The sequence below is a fragment of the Streptomyces sp. NBC_00258 genome, assembly GCF_036182465.1.
Lineage (GTDB): Bacteria > Actinomycetota > Actinomycetes > Streptomycetales > Streptomycetaceae > Streptomyces.
In genome coordinates this window covers 3,724,518-3,742,668 of record NZ_CP108081.1, presented here as the reverse complement: position 1 = coordinate 3,742,668, position 18,151 = coordinate 3,724,518, and the positions used below count along the sequence as shown (strand labels likewise).

The 18,151-nt window shown below is 70.3% G+C and carries 17 protein-coding genes and 1 pseudogene; 7 read left to right on the top strand and 11 right to left on the bottom strand.

Annotation, left to right across the window (positions count from 1 at the left end):
* Window positions 1-106 precede the first annotated feature (106 nt).
* Together OG718_RS16660 and argF are read left to right on the top strand one after the other, a co-directional pair.
* Window positions 107-1,333, top strand: a complete 1,227-nt coding sequence (locus tag OG718_RS16660) for an arginine deiminase (protein ID WP_186001210.1) — start codon at window positions 107-109, stop codon at window positions 1,331-1,333.
* 123 nt (window positions 1,334-1,456) lie between these two features.
* Entirely contained in the window at window positions 1,457-2,464 is a 1,008-nt protein-coding gene (gene argF, locus OG718_RS16655) for an ornithine carbamoyltransferase (protein WP_143638336.1), read from the top strand.
* Window positions 2,465-2,515: 51 nt separating this feature from the next.
* On the opposite strand, the gene OG718_RS16650 is transcribed toward argF, so the two are convergent.
* The 10 genes and pseudogenes from OG718_RS16650 to OG718_RS16605 all read right to left on the bottom strand — a co-directional run bounded on the left by OG718_RS16650 (window position 2,516) and on the right by OG718_RS16605 (window position 10,417).
* The gene (locus OG718_RS16650) at window positions 2,516-2,968 is read right to left on the bottom strand and encodes an ATP-binding protein (protein WP_143638338.1); all 453 of its coding nucleotides are present in this window, start codon (window positions 2,966-2,968) and stop codon (window positions 2,516-2,518) included.
* Between the two features lie 359 nt (window positions 2,969-3,327).
* Window positions 3,328-4,557, bottom strand: a complete 1,230-nt coding sequence (locus OG718_RS16645) for a sulfate adenylyltransferase subunit 1 (protein WP_143638673.1) — start codon at window positions 4,555-4,557, stop codon at window positions 3,328-3,330.
* A gap of 44 nt (window positions 4,558-4,601) precedes the next feature.
* A complete protein-coding gene (gene cysD / locus OG718_RS16640; RefSeq protein ID WP_328847780.1) occupies window positions 4,602-5,480 on the bottom strand; it encodes a sulfate adenylyltransferase subunit CysD in 879 nt (292 codons plus the stop codon).
* Window positions 5,481-5,590: 110 nt separating this feature from the next.
* Complete coding sequence (gene cysC / locus OG718_RS16635; RefSeq protein WP_143638342.1) at window positions 5,591-6,163, bottom strand: adenylyl-sulfate kinase; 573 nt, start codon at window positions 6,161-6,163, stop codon at window positions 5,591-5,593.
* Window positions 6,160-7,434: a glycosyltransferase family 4 protein gene (locus tag OG718_RS16630; RefSeq protein ID WP_328844493.1), complete on the bottom strand. Its 1,275-nt coding sequence runs from the start codon at window positions 7,432-7,434 to the stop codon at window positions 6,160-6,162. Before OG718_RS16630 ends, cysC begins: the two co-directional genes overlap by 4 nt.
* Window positions 7,431-7,841, bottom strand: a complete 411-nt coding sequence (locus tag OG718_RS16625) for a hypothetical protein (protein WP_143638346.1) — start codon at window positions 7,839-7,841, stop codon at window positions 7,431-7,433. The genes OG718_RS16630 and OG718_RS16625 overlap by 4 nt, the downstream gene beginning before the upstream one ends.
* On the bottom strand, window positions 7,838-8,731 hold the full coding sequence (locus tag OG718_RS16620) for a sulfotransferase family protein (RefSeq protein ID WP_328844492.1): 894 nt from the start codon (window positions 8,729-8,731) through the stop codon (window positions 7,838-7,840). The genes OG718_RS16625 and OG718_RS16620 overlap by 4 nt, the downstream gene beginning before the upstream one ends.
* A gap of 83 nt (window positions 8,732-8,814) precedes the next feature.
* Complete coding sequence (locus tag OG718_RS16615; protein ID WP_328844491.1) at window positions 8,815-9,657, bottom strand: PaaX family transcriptional regulator; 843 nt, start codon at window positions 9,655-9,657, stop codon at window positions 8,815-8,817.
* Between the two features lie 109 nt (window positions 9,658-9,766).
* A pseudogene (locus OG718_RS16610) lies at window positions 9,767-10,015 on the bottom strand (2-aminobenzoate-CoA ligase); the annotation flags it as partial.
* Window positions 10,016-10,204: 189 nt separating this feature from the next.
* Window positions 10,205-10,417: a DUF5999 family protein gene (locus OG718_RS16605; RefSeq protein ID WP_143638352.1), complete on the bottom strand. Its 213-nt coding sequence runs from the start codon at window positions 10,415-10,417 to the stop codon at window positions 10,205-10,207.
* Between the two features lie 234 nt (window positions 10,418-10,651).
* Between OG718_RS16605 and OG718_RS16600 the strand changes: the two genes are divergently transcribed.
* Window positions 10,652-11,107, top strand: a complete 456-nt coding sequence (locus OG718_RS16600) for a DUF6299 family protein (protein WP_328844490.1) — start codon at window positions 10,652-10,654, stop codon at window positions 11,105-11,107.
* A 131-nt stretch (window positions 11,108-11,238) separates the two neighbouring features.
* On the opposite strand, the gene OG718_RS16595 is transcribed toward OG718_RS16600, so the two are convergent.
* Window positions 11,239-13,089: a hypothetical protein gene (locus OG718_RS16595; protein ID WP_328844489.1), complete on the bottom strand. Its 1,851-nt coding sequence runs from the start codon at window positions 13,087-13,089 to the stop codon at window positions 11,239-11,241.
* Window positions 13,090-13,504: 415 nt separating this feature from the next.
* Between OG718_RS16595 and OG718_RS16590 the strand changes: the two genes are divergently transcribed.
* The 4 genes from OG718_RS16590 to OG718_RS16575 all read left to right on the top strand — a co-directional run bounded on the left by OG718_RS16590 (window position 13,505) and on the right by OG718_RS16575 (window position 18,071).
* A complete protein-coding gene (locus OG718_RS16590) occupies window positions 13,505-14,593 on the top strand; it encodes a LacI family DNA-binding transcriptional regulator (RefSeq protein ID WP_328847779.1) in 1,089 nt (362 codons plus the stop codon).
* A gap of 186 nt (window positions 14,594-14,779) precedes the next feature.
* Window positions 14,780-16,117, top strand: a complete 1,338-nt coding sequence (locus OG718_RS16585) for an ABC transporter substrate-binding protein (RefSeq protein ID WP_143638357.1) — start codon at window positions 14,780-14,782, stop codon at window positions 16,115-16,117.
* Between the two features lie 86 nt (window positions 16,118-16,203).
* Window positions 16,204-17,160: a carbohydrate ABC transporter permease gene (locus tag OG718_RS16580; protein WP_143638677.1), complete on the top strand. Its 957-nt coding sequence runs from the start codon at window positions 16,204-16,206 to the stop codon at window positions 17,158-17,160.
* Window positions 17,157-18,071 (top strand): carbohydrate ABC transporter permease, encoded by a 915-nt coding sequence (locus tag OG718_RS16575; protein ID WP_143638359.1) that lies wholly within the window; start codon window positions 17,157-17,159, stop codon window positions 18,069-18,071. Before OG718_RS16580 ends, OG718_RS16575 begins: the two co-directional genes overlap by 4 nt.
* Window positions 18,072-18,151 lie beyond the last annotated feature (80 nt).

The window sequence follows — 18,151 nt, the reverse complement described above, 5'->3', positions numbered from 1 at the left end:
GGGGGCAGCGCCCCCGAAAAGGGACGGGGACGGGTAGGGGCGGCGGGGGCGAGAAACTCCTGGCCTTCGGTGGGTGAACACGCGCCCGAATGGTCAGGATGGAGGCATGGGATTCCACGTCGACTCCGAAGCCGGGCGGCTGCGCCGCGTCATCCTGCACCGGCCGGATCTAGAGCTCAAAAGGCTCACCCCCAGCAACAAGGACGCCCTGCTCTTCGACGACGTGCTGTGGGTGCGCAGGGCCCGCGCGGAGCACGACGGTTTCGCCGACGTGCTCCGCGACCGCGGAGTCACCGTCCACCTCTTCGGCGACCTGCTGACCGAGGCCCTGGCGATCCCGGCGGCCAGATCGCTCGTCCTGGACAGGGTCTTCGACGAGAAGGAGTACGGGCCACTGGCCACCGACCACCTGAGAGCCTCCTTCGAGGCCCTGCCCGCGGGCGAGCTGGCGGAGGCACTGGTCGGCGGGATGACCAAGCGGGAGTTCCTGGAGGCACACCCCGAGCCGACCTCCGTGCGCTTCCATGTCATGGACCTCGACGACTTCCTCCTCGGCCCCCTCCCCAACCACCTCTTCACCCGCGACACCTCCGCCTGGATCTACGACGGCGTCTCCATCAACGCCATGCGCTGGCCCGCGAGACAGCGCGAGACCGTGCACTTCGAGGCGATCTACCGGCACCATCCGCTGTTCCAGGACGAGACGTTCCACGTGTGGTCCGAGGGCCAGGCCGACTACCCGTCCACCATCGAGGGCGGGGACGTGCTCGTGATCGGCAACGGCGCCGTGCTGATCGGGATGAGCGAGCGGACGACGCCCCAGGCCGTGGAGATGCTCGCGCACAAGCTGTTCGCCACCGGCTCGGCGCAGACGATCGTGGCGCTCGACATGCCGAAGAAGCGCGCCCTCATGCACCTCGACACGGTGATGACGATGGTCGACGGCGACACCTTCACCCAGTACGCGGGGCTCGGCATGCTCCGCTCGTACACCATCGAACCGGGCGTCGGCGACAAGGAACTGAAGGTCACCGACCATCCGCCGGAGCACATGCACCGCGCGATCGCCGCCGCGCTGGGGCTCGACCGGATCCGCGTGCTGACCGCCACGCAGGACGTCCACGCTGCCGAGCGCGAGCAGTGGGACGACGGCTGCAACGTACTCGCGGTCGAGCCGGGCGTCGTCGTCGCCTACGAGCGGAACCAGACCACGAACACGCATCTGCGCAAGCAGGGCATCGAGGTGATCGAGATCCCGGGGAGCGAGCTGGGACGGGGGAGGGGCGGTCCTCGGTGTATGAGCTGTCCGGTGGTACGGGATCCGGTCGGGTAGCGGTCAGCGCCTGTGCGGGGCTTCGAAAGTGAGGCCTACGTCTCGAAAATGAGTCCGTATAGAAATGTGGAGCATCGTATAGAATTCCAAGAGTCCCTGTTTACGTAACCCTGGAGCGCCCCCATGGCGACAGTCCCGTACGCCCTCGCAGGCCGCCACTTCCTGAAGGAGCTGGACTTCACGGAAGAGGAGTTCCGTGGCCTGATCGGGCTCGCCGCCGAGCTGAAGGCGGCGAAGAAGGCCGGGACGGAGATCCAGCACCTGCGGGGCCGGAACATCGCGCTGATCTTCGAGAAGACCTCGACGCGCACGCGCTGCGCGTTCGAGGTCGCGGCCGCGGACCAGGGGGCTTCCACCACCTACCTCGATCCGTCGGGCTCGCAGATAGGGCACAAGGAGTCCGTGAAGGACACCGCACGGGTGCTGGGCCGGATGTTCCACGCGATCCAGTACCGCGGGGACAGCCAGGACGGTGTCGAGGAGCTGGCCGCCCACGCGGGCGTGCCCGTCTACAACGGTCTGACCGATGCCTGGCACCCGACCCAGATGCTCGCCGACGTCCTCACGATGACCGAGCACACCGCCAAGCCGCTGAACCGGATCACCTTCGCCTACCTCGGCGACGCGCGCTTCAACATGGGCAACTCCTACCTGGTCACCGGCGCGCTGCTCGGCATGGACGTACGGATCGTCGCGCCGAAGGCCTACTGGCCCGCCGAGGAGGTCGTCGACCGGGCGCGCGAGCTCGCCGTGCGCAGCGGGGCGCGGATCACGCTCACCGAGGACGTCGCGGAGGGGGTCGCGGGCGCCGACTTCGTCGCCACCGACGTCTGGGTGTCCATGGGGGAGCCCAAGGAGGTCTGGGACGAGCGAATCGTCGCCCTCGGCCCGTACGCCGTGACGATGGACGTCCTGCGGGCCACCGGCAACGCGGACGTCAAGTTCCTGCACTGCCTGCCGGCCTTCCACGACCTGGGCACCAAGGTCGGCCGCGACATCCACGAGCGGCACGGGCTGGACTCGCTGGAGGTCACCGACGAGGTCTTCGAGTCGGCCCACTCGGTCGTCTTCGACGAGGCGGAGAACCGGCTGCACACGATCAAGGCGATGCTGGTGGCGACCCTCGCCTGAGTGCTGTGAGTGCTGTGAGCGCTGAGAGGGGTGCGGCGGGTGACGCCGTCGCTACAGCGGGTTCCGCTGGTGCGGCACCACCGGCAGCCTGAACCAGACCGCCTTCCCGGAGTCCGTGGGGCGGTGCCCGCACGACGAGCTGAGGGCGCGGATCAGGAGCAGCCCGCGGCCGTGCTCCTGCCAGGGGTCGGGCTCGCCCGACGGGTCGGGAATCGTGAGATCGCCCGGCGGGGCCGGATCGGGGTCGTGCACCTCGACCTGGCAGCCGGTCGGCAGCAGCTCCACGACCAGCTCTATGGGCCGGTCGCCCTTGGTGTGCTCCACGGCGTTCGCCACCAGTTCAGCGGTGAGCAGTTCGGCGGTGTCGCTGTCGGCGGCGTGTTCGAGCTCGGCGAGCGCTGTACGGACCAGGGCACGGGCGACGGGCACGGCCGCAGCGGTGTGCGGCAGAGCGATGCGCCAGGAGGCCGGGGCGTGGGGATCGTGCAAGGCGGGTCCGTTCATGGAGCAGGATGTCCTGCTTTCAACTTTAGGAATGGTACGACGCAACCGGGCAGAGGCGCTCGTCGGGCTTTTTTCGGGACGTTCGGCCTGGTACCGGGCTGCTTACCCAGGTGAACGGTCCGGCTCCCGTGTTCTGCGCCCGTCGTTACCGGGCTATCGACGAGTCGTGACTCCGTGACCGCGTTGTCGCGCAACCATGACGGCGGTCACCAAGGCAAAACAGGGCCGTGGGAGGCCAGGCACGTCGGTGCCTGGCCTCCCACGGCCCTGTTCGGACGACTGGCGGACGTCCGCAGATCAGCTGTACGGACGGATGCCCCGCCTACCCCGTCTCCCTGGACTCCTCCGCCTACCTCGGCTCACGCGTGCGGGTCGGCCTCCCCCAGGTCGACCATCCCCGCCGTCAGCGTCGCCCCGTCCGCCGGGTCGACCAGGATGAACGCCCCGGTGCGGCGCGAGTCCGCGTAGTCGTCGAGCGCGAGCGGCTCGGCGGTGCGCAGCGTGATCCGGCCCAGGTCGTTGGCGGCCAACTCGGCGGCCCCGGCCAGATCCTTCACCATCGCCTTGACCGTACGGGTCGTGTGCCTGACCAGGACCCGGTCGCCGACCCGCAGCGGACGGTCGGCCAGATGACAGACGGCGGCCCGGACGTCCCGTGTGAGCGCGGGCACGTCCGCCCCGGTCGTGATCATGTCCCCGCGCGAGACATCGCGCTGGTCGGCCAGGCGCAGGGTCAGCGACTGCGGGGCGTACGCCTCCCGCGCGTCCTCGCCGAGTACGTCGATGCCGGTGATCGCGGAGGTCTCGCCGGAGGGGTGGACCGTCACCCGGTCCCCGACGCGCAGCGAGCCGGAGACCAACTGGCCCGCGTAGTAACGGGTCCCGGCGTGCCGGATCACGTACTGGACGGGGAAGCGCGCGGGTTCGCCCGAGCGGTCGCCGCCGACCGGGACGGACTCCAGATGCCGGAGCAGCGCCGGACCCTCGTACCAGTCCATGCGCGTCGAGCGGTCCACCACGTTGTCGCCCGCCAGCGCCGACACGGGGACCGGTGTGAAACCGGGCAGGTCCAGCTCGGCGGCGTGGCCCGCGAAGTCCTCGACGATCCGGTCGAACTCCTTCTCCTCGTATCCGACGAGGTCCATCTTGTTGACCGCCAGCACGATGTGCGGGACGCGCAGCAGTGCGGCGATCGCCGCGTGGCGGCGGGTCTGCTCGACGACACCGTTGCGGGCGTCGACCAGGATGATCGCCAGTTCGGCCGTGGAGGCGCCGGTGACCATGTTGCGGGTGTACTGCACGTGTCCGGGGGTGTCGGCGAGGATGAACCGGCGCCGGGCCGTGGCGAAGTAGCGGTACGCCACGTCGATGGTGATGCCCTGCTCGCGTTCGGCCCGCAGGCCGTCGGTGAGCAGCGCCAGGTCCGGCACGTCCTGGCCACGGCTCTGGGAGACGCGCTCCACGGCCTCCAACTGGTCGGTGAGGACCGACTTGGAGTCGTGCAGCAGCCGGCCGACCAGGGTGGACTTGCCGTCGTCGACGGACCCCGCGGTCGCGAACCGCAGTGTGTCCACGGTGGTGCGGGACATGGCAGCGATGGCGCCGGTCGTGGGTTCGGTGGTGCCGGTCATCTCTAGAAGTACCCCTCGCGCTTGCGGTCTTCCATCGCGGCCTCGGACATCTTGTCGTCGGCACGGGTCGCGCCCCGCTCCGTGAGCCGGGAGGCCGCGATCTCGGCGATGACCTGGCCGAGGGTCACCGCGTCCGAGTCGACGGCGCCGGTGCAGGACATGTCGCCCACGGTCCGGTAGCGGACCTGCCGCTTCTCGACGGTCTCGCCGTCCTTCGGGCCGCCCCACTCGCCCGCGGTCAGCCACATGCCGGCCCGCTGGAACACCTCGCGATGGTGGGCGAAGTAGATCTCCGGCAGTTCGATGCCTTCGCGGGCGATGTACTGCCAGACGTCCAGCTCGGTCCAGTTGGACAGCGGGAAGACGCGGACGTGCTCGCCGGGGGCGTGGCGTCCGTTGTAGAGGTTCCACAGCTCGGGGCGCTGGCGGCGCGGGTCCCACTGGGAGAACTCGTCCCGGAGTGAGAACACCCGCTCCTTGGCGCGGGCCTTCTCCTCGTCCCGGCGTCCGCCGCCGAACACCGCGTCGAACCGCTCGGCCTGGATCTTCTCCGTCAGCGGCACCGTCTGCAGCGGATTCCGCGTCCCGTCGGGACGTTCCCTCAGCACACCCCGGTCGATGTAGTCCTGCACGGAGGCCACATGGAGCCGCAGCCCATGTGCGGCCACCACACGGTCCCGGTACTCAAGGACTTCCGGAAAGTTGTGTCCTGTGTCCACGTGCAGCAGCGAGAACGGCACCGGAGCGGGCGCGAACGCCTTCAGCGCGAGATGCAGCATGACGATGGAGTCCTTGCCGCCGGAGAAGAGGATCACCGGCCGCTCGAACTCACCCGCCACCTCGCGGAAGATGTGCACCGCCTCGGACTCCAGGGCGTCCAGATGCGAGAGCGCGTGCCGGGGGAGCGTGCGCTGCGGAAGCGCGTGCGTACGGTCGGCGGTCGTGTCGGCGGTCGCGTCGGTGGTCGTATCGGCGTTCGTCGGGCCCGGTGTCACGCGAGCCCCCTGGCCGCCAGCACCGCGTGCACCGAGTCCGCCGACTCCTCGGGCGTCTGTGACTGCGTCTCCAGGGAGAGGACAGGGTCCAGCGGCGGCTCGTACGGGTCGTCGACTCCCGTGAGACCGGTCAGCTGCCCCGCCGCCTGCCGCGCGTACAGGCCCTTCACGTCCCGCTCGCTGCACACCTCGACCGGAGTGGCCACGTGCACCTCGATGTACGGCGTCCCGCTGGCCTCGTGCCGTTTGCGCACCGCCTCGCGGCTGTCGGCGTACGGCGCGATGACCGGTACGACCGCCAGCACCCCGTTGCGCGCGAGGACTTCGGCGACCAGGCCGATGCGCTGCACGTTGGTGTTGCGGTCCTCGCGGGAGAAGCCGAGACCGGCGGAGAGGAAGCGGCGGATCTCGTCGCCGTCGAGGACCTCCACGCGGTGTCCCTCGGACCGCAGCCGGCCGGCGAGGAAACGGGCGATGGTCGTCTTGCCCGCGCTCGGCAGCCCGGTGAGCCAGATCGTGGCTCCCTGAGCCGTGGGAGGCTTCTGACGGCCCCTGGCCGTGGTGGTCATGCGCGCTGTCCCTTCGAGGCGCCCGTGACGCCGCGCCGTTGATCGGAAAGGTCGTGGAGGTCGTGGAGTTCGCGAACCTCGTGGAGTTCTCGGAAGAGGGCCTCCCAGCGGGGGTGCACGGCGTCCGGGCCGTACGAGGCCGCCGTCAGCACTGCGGCGACCCCCATGTCCGCCCGCAGCGCCCGGTCGCCCATCAGCTTGGCCATGGCGTCGGCGAGCGCGTCGGGGTCCTCGGGCGCGACCAGCAGACCGTCGACTCCGTGCGTGAGAACGTCCGAGGGCCCGGTCGGGCAGTCGAAGCTCACCACCGGGAGCGAGTGGCTCATCGCCTCGATCATCACCATCGGCAGCCCCTCGAAGCGCGAACTGAGCACATAGAAGGAGGCCTTGGCGAGTTCGTCGTCGAGCCGGTCCGAGTGGCCCATCAGGAACACGTGGTTGTAGAGGTGGTGCTCCTCGATGAGCGCCCGCAGCTCGGTCTTCTTCTCGCCACTGCCGTAGATCCTCAACTGCCAGTCGGGGTACGTCTCGACGAGCTTCGCCCACGCCGGGATCAGCAGGTCGAAGCCCTTCTGCGGGAAGAGCCGCCCCGCCGCCACCGCGATCTTCGAGCGGTGGTCGGAGGGCACCTGGTCGAGGGAGTGCACGGCGTTGGGGATGCGCACGACGCGAGTGCCGGGCAGCAGTCGCTCGTACTCCTCGCGGTCCCGTTCCGTGAGTACGGCGACCGCGTCGAAGCGCGCGTAGGTCTCCCGGATGCGCTGCCGCACGTCGTCCTTGTGCGTGCCGTGGTTCATGTGTTCCTGCGCGACACGCACCACGCCGCCCGTCGCGTGCTCCGCCGCGAGGAAGTTGAGCGCGGGCCGCGTGGTCACCAGCACCCCGTCGCGCAGCGAGGAGAGGTACGCGATCAGCCGCCGCTCCACGTACCGGTTGAAGTAGCGGTAGCCGAACTCGCCGCACGGGATGTGCCGCGCGGGCTGCTCGGTCAGCCGGCCGCGGCGCCAGTCCTGCCAGCGGCCGGCCACCCCCGACGGCGGGGTGTGGGCCTCCTCGCGCAGGTCGACGACCGTCGTGACCGTCACCCGCGGGTCGAGCGGGAACTGGAGGTCGTCACGGCGGCGCAGCGCGCTCACCAGCTCGACCTGCCAGCCGGCCCGCACCAGGGAGTTGGCCTGGTTCATCACCGTGCGGATGGTGCCGCCGCGTCCGTACGCGTGCAGGAGCAGATAGCGGACCTTCGGCCGCCCTCCGATCTGATGGATCGTCATGTCGTGGCTCCCGTACGGCACTCCAGCGAAAGGTTGTCCTTCACCGTGTAGTACGGACGCACGCCGATGCCGTGTACCCGTTGCTCGGGAAAGACCATGATCTTTTTCTTGCCGTGGACGTCGTCGAGCCGCCGCCCTGCCCGCAACTCCGCCTCGCCGTCGGTGAGATGGATGTCCCACTCCTCGGCCTCGGCCGTGTCGCCGGCCGCCAGGTCGGCGACGGGAAACTCGCCCTCGAAACGGTCGCCCTTCACCTGCGCGGGATAGTCGAGGCGCTGTTCCGCATGGCTCCGGCGGGTGAGCAGCAGCCGCCACTCGCCCTCGGCGGGGTGCCCGTGGATGTGTCCGACGAGTCTGACGCGCCCGTCGCGCGGCCAGACCTCGGTTATCTCGGCGTGCGGCTTCACGAGGTGTAGCCCCAGGCCTCGCACATCGGTCGCAGGATCTCCGGTATCTCGTCCTCCGCGGGAAGTGCCCGGCCGCTCTGCACCTGGCCGGTGCGGATCTTGTCCCGCCAGTCGCCGAGGCCCTTCACGACCTGTGTGTCGTCCTTTCTGCCGTAGTCGAGCATCGACGGCTCGAAGTCCACGTCCAGGAAGGCGCAGAGCCGGCGCATCTCCTTCTCGGGGCCGGCGGTGATGTCCTCGTAGCGCAGGGTGTGGCCGCCGGTGATTCCCTTGCGGGCGTTGTCGACGGCCCGCATGTAGCGCAGCGCGTCGGCGGCGGCCTCGTCGAAGGTCCGCTTGCCGGGGTCGCCCTCGTGCCAGGACCGGGCGACGGACACCGGGTGGCGGAGCAGGAAGACGAAGCGGGCGTCGGGCCAGCAGTCCCGGATGCGCCGGTACACGAACGCGTTGCTCGGCGTCTTCTCGACGATGAAGTCCTTGCCGGACCTGACCAGTTCCCGGTGCATGACCCGGTCCCACAGCAGGTGCTCCAGATCGCCGCGCTCCAGGTCCAGGGCGCTCATCGCACGCTGCGACAGCTTGCTGCCGAAGTCGACCTCCAGGCGGCGGATGTGCAGCTCGTGCGGGGAGTGGAAGCGCGAGTGCGCGTTCAGGAGCATCCGCAGCAGGGTCGAGCCGGAGCGCACGGGGGACATGATGAAGACCGGCTCCCGCAGCAGCCGGTCCGTCGCGAGGTCCACGGGCGCGGGACATCGGTACACCGGCGTGGGCCTCTTCCCGGGTTTCGCCGCCGCTTTCTTCGGACCGGGCGGCGCGACGGCAGCGGCCTTACGCACCTGGAGGCCGGTGGTGGCGGAGAGCGCCCGGTTCAGACTGCGCATCAGACTCATGCGTCACGACGCTAGGTAAGGATTATGAGAAGAGGGACTGAGCAGCCTGAGCGTTCCCTTAGCGGTCCGAAGTGTGGCCGGCGTCACATGGATTCGGGTTTGGGGTGGTTCTCCGGTACGCCCGCGAAGGCCGCCCCCGCGTCCCGCAGCCGCTCGTGCAGCGCCCGGAAGACCGCCGCCGAGCGGGCGCCCGGCCAGTCCTCGGGCAGCAGCGCGGGAGGCAGCCCGGGATCGGCGTACGGGAGATGGCGCCAGGTGTCCAGGGCGAGCAGGTAGTCGCGGTACGCCTCCTCCTCGGGGGTGTCGTCCCGCGCCTCCCAGTCGTGCAGCACGCGCGCGTGGTGGTCGAGAAACGCCTCGTGCTGCTTGGCGATCGCGGCCAGGTCCCACCAGCGGGCGACCGCGTCGGCCGTCGCCGCGAAGCCCAGATGCTCGCCGCGGAACAGTTCCACGTACGCGTCGAGACGCAGCCGTTCCAGCGTGTGGCGGGTCTCCTCGTAGAGGCGGGCGGGCGCGAGCCACACCCCGGGGGCGGCCGTCCCGAAACCGAGGCCGGCCAGCCGGGAGCGCAGTACGTGACGTTTCTGCCGCTCGGACTCCGGCACGGAGAACACGGCCAGCACCCAGCTGTCGTCCTCGGGGGGCGAGGCCGCGTAGACCCGCCGGTCGCCGTCGTCGAGGAGCTGTCGCGCGTCCGGCGACAGTACGTACCCGGCCGCGCCCGACGCCGTGCGCGCAGGCACGAGCAGCCCGCGGCGTTTGAGCCGGGACACCGACGAACGCACGGAGGGCGCGTCCACGCCGACCGCGGCGAGAAGCCGGATCAGTTCGGCCACGGGTACGGGACCAGGGGCGAAGCGGCCGTACGCGCCGTAGAAGGTGACGATGAGGGACCGGGGAGTGTGCTGCTCGGACACGTTGATCACTCTAGATCGTCACCATCACGCTTGATCGCCTTCCAGGGGCATGGGATCACTTTCCGTTCGTACGGAACCGCCTTCCGCACGTGCCGGGTTGACGTCCGCGCGCGGCCGGTTCGCCGGTCAGGACGTGTGCGATACGGTCGACCCGGGTGCGGAGGTCGCCGTACGTCCAGGGCTCACCGGAGGCGGTACGGAAGACCGGGCGGTCCGGGGCGGTGTGGGCGAGGAGCTCGGCGGCGCAGCTGAGGCGCTCGGGAAAGCGCAGTTCCGGGAGGTCGAAGCGGAGCTCGGGCCACTGGTCCGGCGGCGGCGGATGATCGCGCGGGAAGGTGTCGACGTCCCGGGGGTTCCTGGGCTCCATGGTGGTTCGCCCCCTTGTCATGGTGGGGTCGCACCTGGAGCGTATCGTCTTCATGACGGCAGTCAATGGGCCGCGATAGGTGGTCCTTGCTGTCCTGCGGCCCCGCCTGTCCCCGACGGGATCCGCGGAGATGACGGGATCCCGGGAGATCCGGGGAGATCTGAGGAGACCCGGGAGATCCGGGGAGTGTCAGGCCGCGATGGTCAGCTGCACGGCCGGTACCCGGTGCGGGGCGACGACACGGCCGTCGGGCAGCAGCACGCCGGTGTCGTCGAAGGCGATCGCGCCGTCGCACAGCAGGTACCAGCCCTGCTCGGGGTGCGCGGAGACGATGTGCGCCTCGTCGCGGTGGGAGCGCTCGGCGCGGTCGGCGGACGGGCACGAAGACTGGTGGGAACACATGGCGTACCTCCACGTGCGAAGGGTTCGGCGGCGTTGTCGCCGCCTCTTGTGGATAGACCATCCTCCTGCCGCGAACTCATCGGAACAGTGGGAAGGGAAGCGTGACAACACGCGGACAACACACGGACGTGCCCAGGACGGATGGTGCGGACTCGCCACCAAAGGGGTGATGATCACGCGCGCGAGCACACCGGGCCGGTACCTGTGGAGACCCCCACCCCAGGAGGTACTCCAATGCCATTGCGCCAGGTCATGGGCACAGCCACCGGTGCCGCGCTGCTGCTGCTCACTGCCGCGTCGTCCGCGCACGCGGTCGCCGGCTCGCACGAACTGTCCGAACGGTCGGGGCCGTTCGAGACGGTGACGGTCGACCCGACGGGCCGCGTCGCCGCGGACGGCACGGTCACCCTCTCCGGCACCTACCGCTGCACTGGCGGCACCGGACCGGTCTTCGTGAGCTCCTCGCTGGGCCAGGGCGAGGGCAAGTCACGCAAGGGGGTCGGGGGCACCAGCGCGGTCTGCGACGGCGCCGAGCACCGCTGGACGAACACCGACCGCACCGAGCCGGGACGGTTCACGCCGGGTGCGGCCCGCGTCGAGGCCACGGTGATGGAACTGCGTTCGGGTGGCGGCCTTCCGCTGCCGTACTTCCACGCGCGTCAGCAGCAGGACGTCACGCTCGTCGACTGACCGCCGACGAGCACGTACCGGGCCGGGCCCGCCCGCCGAGTCCCAGGAGACCCGGCGGGCGGGCCCGGTTCGGGTTCACCGTCTGCCGCCTGTGCCGCTTCCTCTGTCGGGCCACCGTCGCCCCTGTCGGTTCACTGCAGGTCCTGTTGAGAGCCGTCCTCGGTCGGCAGGCAGCCGTCCTCGTCGGTGGGCCCGCTCACATAGCTGGAGTCCAGCCGGTACAGGCCCGCCCGCCGCACGGTCAGCTCTGTCCAGGGTCCGGCCGGCCGTACGCAGGCCCCGGCGGCCCGCAGCCACGGCGAGTACCGGACCCGGACCGTCACCGTGCCGGGCCCCGGAACCCTCAGCACCACGGCCGCCTCGCCCGCCCGCACCACTCGCGCGGGCGCCGAGACGAGCGGCTCCGCGTCCCGGACGCGGTAGATCCTCCAGTACGCGTCGTGCCACACGGGCTCAAGCCAGTCCTGCCCGGAGGTGACGAGGGCGGCCTCGTGCTCGGCGGGGCCGTCGGGTGTCCCGTCGGGTACGACGACGTATCCCACGGCCCACTGGCGCAGCCAGGCGTGGTAGCGCGGAGCGTCGAGCGCGCCCTCGTAGAACAGCCGCCCCCGCTCGACGTCCAACTGCCGGTTCCAGCCCCGCATCAGCTGCGCGTGCGGCGCGAAGAGGGCGGCCTCGCGGTGGTTGCGGGCGGGCACCACCTCGACCCGGTCGCGATCCGCGTCGAGCCGCTCGAGTTCGGCGAGCACGCCGCCGGTGTGCGTGGCCCAGGCCGGCACCGACGTGGTGACCCGCAGGTCGTTGGCGGTCGTCGTGGTGGTCCAGGCGACCGACGCGGCGAGCGCGAGAGCCAGGGCGAGCGCGCCGGCCCGGCGGTCGGTGGCCCGGCGTGCCGTGATCCGGCGTGCCGTGGCCCGGTACGCGGCGGCCCACCGTACGGCGGTCCGCCGCAGGGAGGTCTGCCACCACGAGGTCTGCCGCGCGGAGACCCGTTGCACGAAGACCCGCCACAAGGAGGGCCGGACGTCACCGGACCCGGCCGCGCCCCGCAGACACGCGAGCAGCACCGCGGGGGCGAAGAGCGCCGCGAGCCGTTCCACGTTGGTGCCGATGGGCGAGGGGACGAGACAGGTCAGTACGACTCCGACGGCGTACACGGCCGCCCCGCCCCGTAGCACCCGCCACGCGCGGGGAGCCGCCCACAACACGGCGCCGGACAGCAGCAGGGGCAGCAGCATCCGGACCGCGGGCATGGGCTGCTCGCCCTGGAAGGGAAACAGAAGTGCCGTCGACGCGCAGACGACGACGGGTGGCACGCAGAGGACGAGGCACTTGGCGTACCGCCGGTCGAGCAGATACCCGGCACCGGCCACCAGCAGGAAGAGCCCCGCCACCGGACTGGCCAGGGTGGCCAGCAGTGCTCCCAGGGCGCCCGCGGTCAGCCGGTCCCGCCGCTCCGGACGGCCCGCCACGGCCAGGAGGCCGGCGAGTCCGAAGGCCAGCCCGAGGGCGAACGTGGTGCGCCCCGAGGCGACGTTGGCCCACAGTCCGAGAGCGCCGAGCAGCGCGGGCCACAGCGGCACCCTGGCGACGGTCCGCTCCAGCAGCGAGCCCAGCAGCCAGGTGGCGGCCACCCCGGCCAGGACGGAGGCGGTCCGTACACCCAGCATCGCCATCAACGGAGGGGACAGCACGCTGTAGTTGGCCGTGTGGGTACCGCCGTACCAGAACAGGCCGTAGGCCGAGTCCGGGTTCCGGGCAAAGAATCCCGCCCAGGCGTACTGGGCCGCGAGATCGCCGCCACCCGTCGCGAGAAGCGTCGCCCACACCCCGTACAGCGGGAGGACGGCGAGGACCGCGAGCACCGGGACGCGGCCCGCCCACAACCGAAGCGGCCGGTACGCGGGCCTCCGGGGGACGTCGAGGACACCGTCCGGACCGGAGGGTGCGGGGGCGACCACGGAGAGCGGCTGTACGCGCATGAAGGCTGTTCCTGGGGCAGAGCGGGCGGGACGGATGGGACTGCTGCGGAGGTAGATGCGATTCTCCCTGGTGACGTTCACTGCTCGACGCCCACGGAGGGTGAGAAGGAACAGCCCTGCCAGGCCACATTCCGTGACCCCGCGCGGTCTCTCTGGCGCACGCCGGAAACCGCCCGCCCGGTCCAGTGCCCGGTCCAACGAACCGCAACTGCGGCCGTCACGTGGCGTGCGGCCGTCCGGCTGAGGCCCGGTACCACCGGAGCGGCAGGTGCCCCGACAGCGGATACCGCCGAAGTCACCTCCGTTTTGATCGATTGATCGCTACGATGGGGTCATCGCGCGAAACTCGATCGTGCGAGCCGCCGTGCGGTGGTGGCCGGGCGGCGCGGCCGACGTGGGCGGGAGCGGTGGGGACATGCGGGAGTCGGCGCGGACGCGGCAGGACCGGATCGCGGAGACGGTGCGGGACCGGGGTGTCGCGCGCATCACCGATCTCGCCGACGAACTCGGCGTGTCCGTGGTGACGGTGCGCAGGGACGTCGAGGACCTGGCCCGGCGTGGGGAGGTGCGCCGCGGGCACGGGGTGGCGCGTTCACTGCGGCCGGTGCCCGAGGAGGCCCCCGTCGGCGGCGACGCGGTCGCCATGGTCGTACCGGAGAGCAACACCTATCTCACCGAGGCCGTGCAGGGCGCGCGGGAGGCCGCGGCCAAGGCCGGTCTGCGGCTCGCGCTGCACATCACCGCAGGTGACGGCGGGTCGGAGCGCGAGGCGGTGCGCCAGGCGGTGGACGCCGGCGCGCGCGGCCTGCTGCTGTCCCCGCACTGGCGCACACGGGCCGAGGCGGAGGCGGACCACTCGTGGCTGGCCGCCCTGGACGTCCCGGCGGTGCTGGTGGAGCGTCGCCCCGCCCGGGCCGGCGGGATCTACTCGCTGGACTGCGTGCGCACGGACCATGCGTACGGCGTGCACCTGGCGCTCGGGCACCTGGTCGGTCTCGGGCACCGGCGGATCGTGCTGGCTGCGCGTGACGACAGCCCGACCGCACGGGTCATCCGCGCCGAGTTCGCCGAGCAGACCGCCGCCCGGGGGCTCGCGGAGGGATGCCCCACGATCCTCAGTTCGAGCACCGCAGGTCCCGACCCGCGCCTCGCCGACCCGCGGGCTGCCGACCTGGCCGAGGCGGTCGGGGAGAGCGGCGCGACCGCGGTGCTGATCCACAGCGACATGGACGCGCTGATGCTGGTGCAACGGCTGCTGGCGGCGGGAATCGACGTGCCGGGACGCTGTTCGGTGGTCGCGTACAACGACGTGGTCGCGGACATGGGACCGGTGCCACTGACGGCCGTCGCCCCGCCGAAGGCGGAACTCGGCCGAACCGGGGTCGAGCTGCTGCTGCGAAGGCTCGACATGGCGGGCGGCGGGCTGCGGCCCGGGGCCACCCGGCACATGGAACTGCTGCCGGGCCTCGTGATCAGGGAGTCCACGACCGCGCCGGTGGTCTGATCCCGTCCGTGATCCCGTCGAGGCCGCCTGGTGTCCCCCTGGTGTCCCCTGGTATTCGGGCTGGTACTCCGCCTGGCGTCCCGGTGTGTTCGTTTGACCGCTTTAGTTTCTTCTGTTCGATGTATTGACGCCTTTTTCGTCTGGCGCTGAGGATGCCCATGACCCAGCAACGACGCGGGAGGGCCCATGCCTGGTCAACGCCCAGCAGTCAGACGCTCAGGTGCGGCCGTGACGGCACTGCTCACGATCTTCGCCATGCTGCTGGTGGCGGGCTGCTCCGGCGGCGGGAAGGGGGACAGCGTCGGCGACGGGCCGGTGCACGTCACCTTCTGGTCGGCGCTGCGCGGCAGCCAGGAGGTCGTGGACGAGTACAACCGCACCCACACCAGGATCAAGGTCGACTTCGAGCAGGTCCCCTCGGGCGACCAGGGCGGCTGGGCCAAGCTCAGCAACGCCGCACGGGCGGGCAACGCCCCCGACGTCGCCACCATCGAGTATCCCCAGCTGCCCAGTTACGCCATCGACGGTGTGCCCCGCGACATCACCGACATGCTGCCCGACTCGGTGCGCCGCAAGATCATCCCGCAGGCGATGGACCTGACCACGTTCGAGGGGCGCACCTACGCCCTGCCGGTCGACATCGAACCGATGGTCTTCCTCTACCGCAAGGACCTGTTCACCAAGTACGACATCCCGGTCCCCAAGACCTGGGCCCAGTTCGAGAGTTCGGCCCGCAAGCTGAAGAAGGCACAGCCCGGCTCCCGTATCGCCAGCTTCTTCACCACCGGCGGCACGCTCGCCATGGCCGGCCTCGCCTGGCAGGCGGGCGCGCAGTGGTACGACACCTCCGCCACGTCCTGGAACGTCTCCATGGACGACGCCCCCACCCGCAAGGTCGCCGCCTACTGGCAGCGCCTGGTGGACGACGACCTGGTGCGTGTCGAACCCTCGTCCAGCCAGCAGTGGCGGGCGCATCTGCAGAGCGGTGAGACGGCCGGCTGGCTGGCGGGAGCCTGGGCGGCGGGCTCGATGATGGCCTCCACACCGGGCGGCAAGGGCAAATGGGCCATCGCCCCCTCCCCGCAGTGGGACCCGGAGAAGCCGTCCCTGGGCACCCAGGGCGGCTCGACCTTCATGGTCACCAAGGACAGCAACCACCCCGAGGAAGCCCTGGACTTCATCACCTGGATGGTCACCAGCCCGGACGCTCTGCGCGCCAAACTCTCCAGCGGGGTCAGCAGCGCGTATCCGACCGTGACCGACCTGGTCCCGGTCGCCCGCAAGGAGATGGACACCAGCTACTACTCGGGCCAGGACATCTTCGGTCTCTTCCAGAGGGAGGCCGAGCTGATCTCCACCCGATGGAAGTGGGGACCGCGCATGGTCTCGACGATCAGCTCCGGCGACGACGGGCTCGCGCGGGCCGGTGTCGGCAGCGGAACCATCCTGGGGGCCCTCCGGGAAGCACAGAGCAAAACCCTGCCCGACCTGAAGAGCCTCGGCCTGTCCGTCACCACCCGCTGACCGGCAGCCGTGCTGCACCACGCCGCACACCACCCCTCCAGAGCCGCACATCAGGTTGGATCCGAGGTGCATCCGTGAGCACAGTGATGACTTCCAGAAAACGGACGGGGACCACACCGCCACCGGCGGACCCCGCCCGCACCCGCAGAGCCGGACGCCGACAGCAGAGGTTCGCCTACGTCACGCTCCTCGCCCCGTTCACGGCGCTGCTCGTCGCCGTGTTCCTCGTCCCCGTCGGCTATGCCGTCTACCTCAGCTTCTTCTCCGAGGACCACGACGGCCTCGGCTTCGGCGGCGGCCGCACCATCTTCACCGGGCTGCGCAGTTACCTCGCCGTGCTGCAGGACCCGAGCTTCATCTCCGGCTTCGGCTCCATCGCCCTGTACTGCGTGATCTTCGTCCCGCTCGTGGTCGCCGGTTCCCTGGGCCTCGCCCTGCTGCTCGACTCCGGACTGATCCGGCTGCGGCGCACCGCGCAGATGCTGCTCTATCTGCCGCACGCCGTGCCCGGCATCATCGCGGCGGTCATCTGGCTGTACCTCTACACCCCGGGGCTCAGCCCGGTCATCAAGCTCTTCGCCGAGGCCGACATCACCATCGACTTCCTGGGCCTGCACACCGTGCTCCCGTCGATCGTCAACATCGCCCTGTGGAGCGGCCTCGGCTACAACATGGTGATCTTCTACGCAGCGCTCCAGGCGCTGCCGCGCGAGGTGCTGGAAGCGGCCAGGATCGACGGGGCGGGAGGCGTGCGCACCGCGTTCCAGGTCAAGATCCCCATCATCCGGGGGTCCGTCCTCATGGTGTGCATGTTCTCCCTCATCGCCGCGCTGCAGCTGTTCACCGAGCCCATGCTGATGAACCAGGCGACGCCGATGGTCAACTCCCGCTTCACACCGAACATGTACATCTACGACGCGGCCTTCCGCCGCAACAACTACGGACTCGCCTCCGCGGCCTCCGTCATCCTCCTCGTCGTCACCTGCGCCCTGTCGTTCGCGGTAACTCGTTGGGCCGGCCACCGGGAACGGAGCGCGAAATGACCACGACGACTCCCGTCACCCCCACGGCCCCGTCCGCCGGGCCGACCGCCAAGCCACTCGGCCGCCCCTTCGGCAGATCCGGACTCACCAGCCGCGGCGTCGCCAACGCCGTCGTGCTGATCGCCGCCCTCTACACGATGATGCCCGCCCTGTGGCTGCTGTTCGCGTCCACCAAGAACGCCGACGCCCTCTTCGGCTCGGACATCTTCTCCCTCGGCGACTTCTCCCTCTCGCGCAACCTCTCCGACCTCTTCGCCATGGACGGCGGACTCTACGGCGAGTGGTACCTCAACAGCCTGCTGTACGCGGTCGGCGGCGCCCTGGTCGGCTCCCTCATCAGCGTCTCCGCCGGATACGCCTTCGACAAGTACGAGTTCCGGCACAAAGAGAAGCTGTTCGGGCTCGTCCTCACCGGCGTCATGGTCCCGCAGACCGTGCTCGCCCTCCCGCTCTATCTGGTGGCCTCCGAGATCGGCCTGGTCAACACCTTCTGGGCGGTCTTCATCCCCGTCCTGTTCAACCCCTTCGGCGTCTACCTCGCCCGCCTGCTCAGCAGCGGCTACGTACCCAACGAGGTGCTGGAGGCGTCCCGCGTGGACGGCGCGGGCGAACTGCAGACGTACATACGCGTCAGTCTGCGCATGCTCGGCCCCGGATTCGTCACCGTCTTCCTGTTCCAGCTCACCGCCATCTGGAACAACTTCTTCCTGCCGATGGTGATGCTCTCCGACCAGCACCTGTATCCGCTGAGCCTCGGGCTCTACACCTGGAACAGCTCCGCCACCGTCTCGCCCGAGTACTACCCGCTCGTCGTCATCGGCTCGCTGCTCGCCGTCGTGCCGCTGATCGTCGCGTTCGTCACGCTGCAGCGCTACTGGAAGTCCGGCCTGACCGCCGGAAGCGTCAAGTGATGTGCAAGGAGCCCCAGTTGACCCGTAGGAGCGTCAAGTGACCCATCCCGGCCTCCGGCCCCGTCCACGCCCGCGTGCCG

Bases quoted from the DNA above. Each gene is read 5' to 3' on its own strand.
- OG718_RS16660 (WP_186001210.1), top strand. From the start codon at position 107: ATGGGATTCCACGTCGACTCCGAAGCCGGGCGGCTGCGCCGCGTCATC.
- argF (WP_143638336.1), top strand. From the start codon at position 1,457: ATGGCGACAGTCCCGTACGCCCTCGCAGGCCGCCACTTCCTGAAGGAG.
- OG718_RS16650 (WP_143638338.1), bottom strand. From the start codon at position 2,968: ATGAACGGACCCGCCTTGCACGATCCCCACGCCCCGGCCTCCTGGCGC.
- OG718_RS16645 (WP_143638673.1), bottom strand. From the start codon at position 4,557: ATGTCCCGCACCACCGTGGACACACTGCGGTTCGCGACCGCGGGGTCC.
- cysC (WP_143638342.1), bottom strand. From the start codon at position 6,163: ATGACCACCACGGCCAGGGGCCGTCAGAAGCCTCCCACGGCTCAGGGA.
- OG718_RS16630 (WP_328844493.1), bottom strand. From the start codon at position 7,434: ATGACGATCCATCAGATCGGAGGGCGGCCGAAGGTCCGCTATCTGCTC.
- OG718_RS16620 (WP_328844492.1), bottom strand. From the start codon at position 8,731: ATGAGTCTGATGCGCAGTCTGAACCGGGCGCTCTCCGCCACCACCGGC.
- OG718_RS16605 (WP_143638352.1), bottom strand. From the start codon at position 10,417: ATGTGTTCCCACCAGTCTTCGTGCCCGTCCGCCGACCGCGCCGAGCGC.
- OG718_RS16600 (WP_328844490.1), top strand. From the start codon at position 10,652: ATGCCATTGCGCCAGGTCATGGGCACAGCCACCGGTGCCGCGCTGCTG.
- OG718_RS16595 (WP_328844489.1), bottom strand. From the start codon at position 13,089: ATGCGCGTACAGCCGCTCTCCGTGGTCGCCCCCGCACCCTCCGGTCCG.
- OG718_RS16590 (WP_328847779.1), top strand. From the start codon at position 13,505: ATGCGGGAGTCGGCGCGGACGCGGCAGGACCGGATCGCGGAGACGGTG.
- OG718_RS16585 (WP_143638357.1), top strand. From the start codon at position 14,780: ATGCCTGGTCAACGCCCAGCAGTCAGACGCTCAGGTGCGGCCGTGACG.
- OG718_RS16580 (WP_143638677.1), top strand. From the start codon at position 16,204: ATGACTTCCAGAAAACGGACGGGGACCACACCGCCACCGGCGGACCCC.
- OG718_RS16575 (WP_143638359.1), top strand. From the start codon at position 17,157: ATGACCACGACGACTCCCGTCACCCCCACGGCCCCGTCCGCCGGGCCG.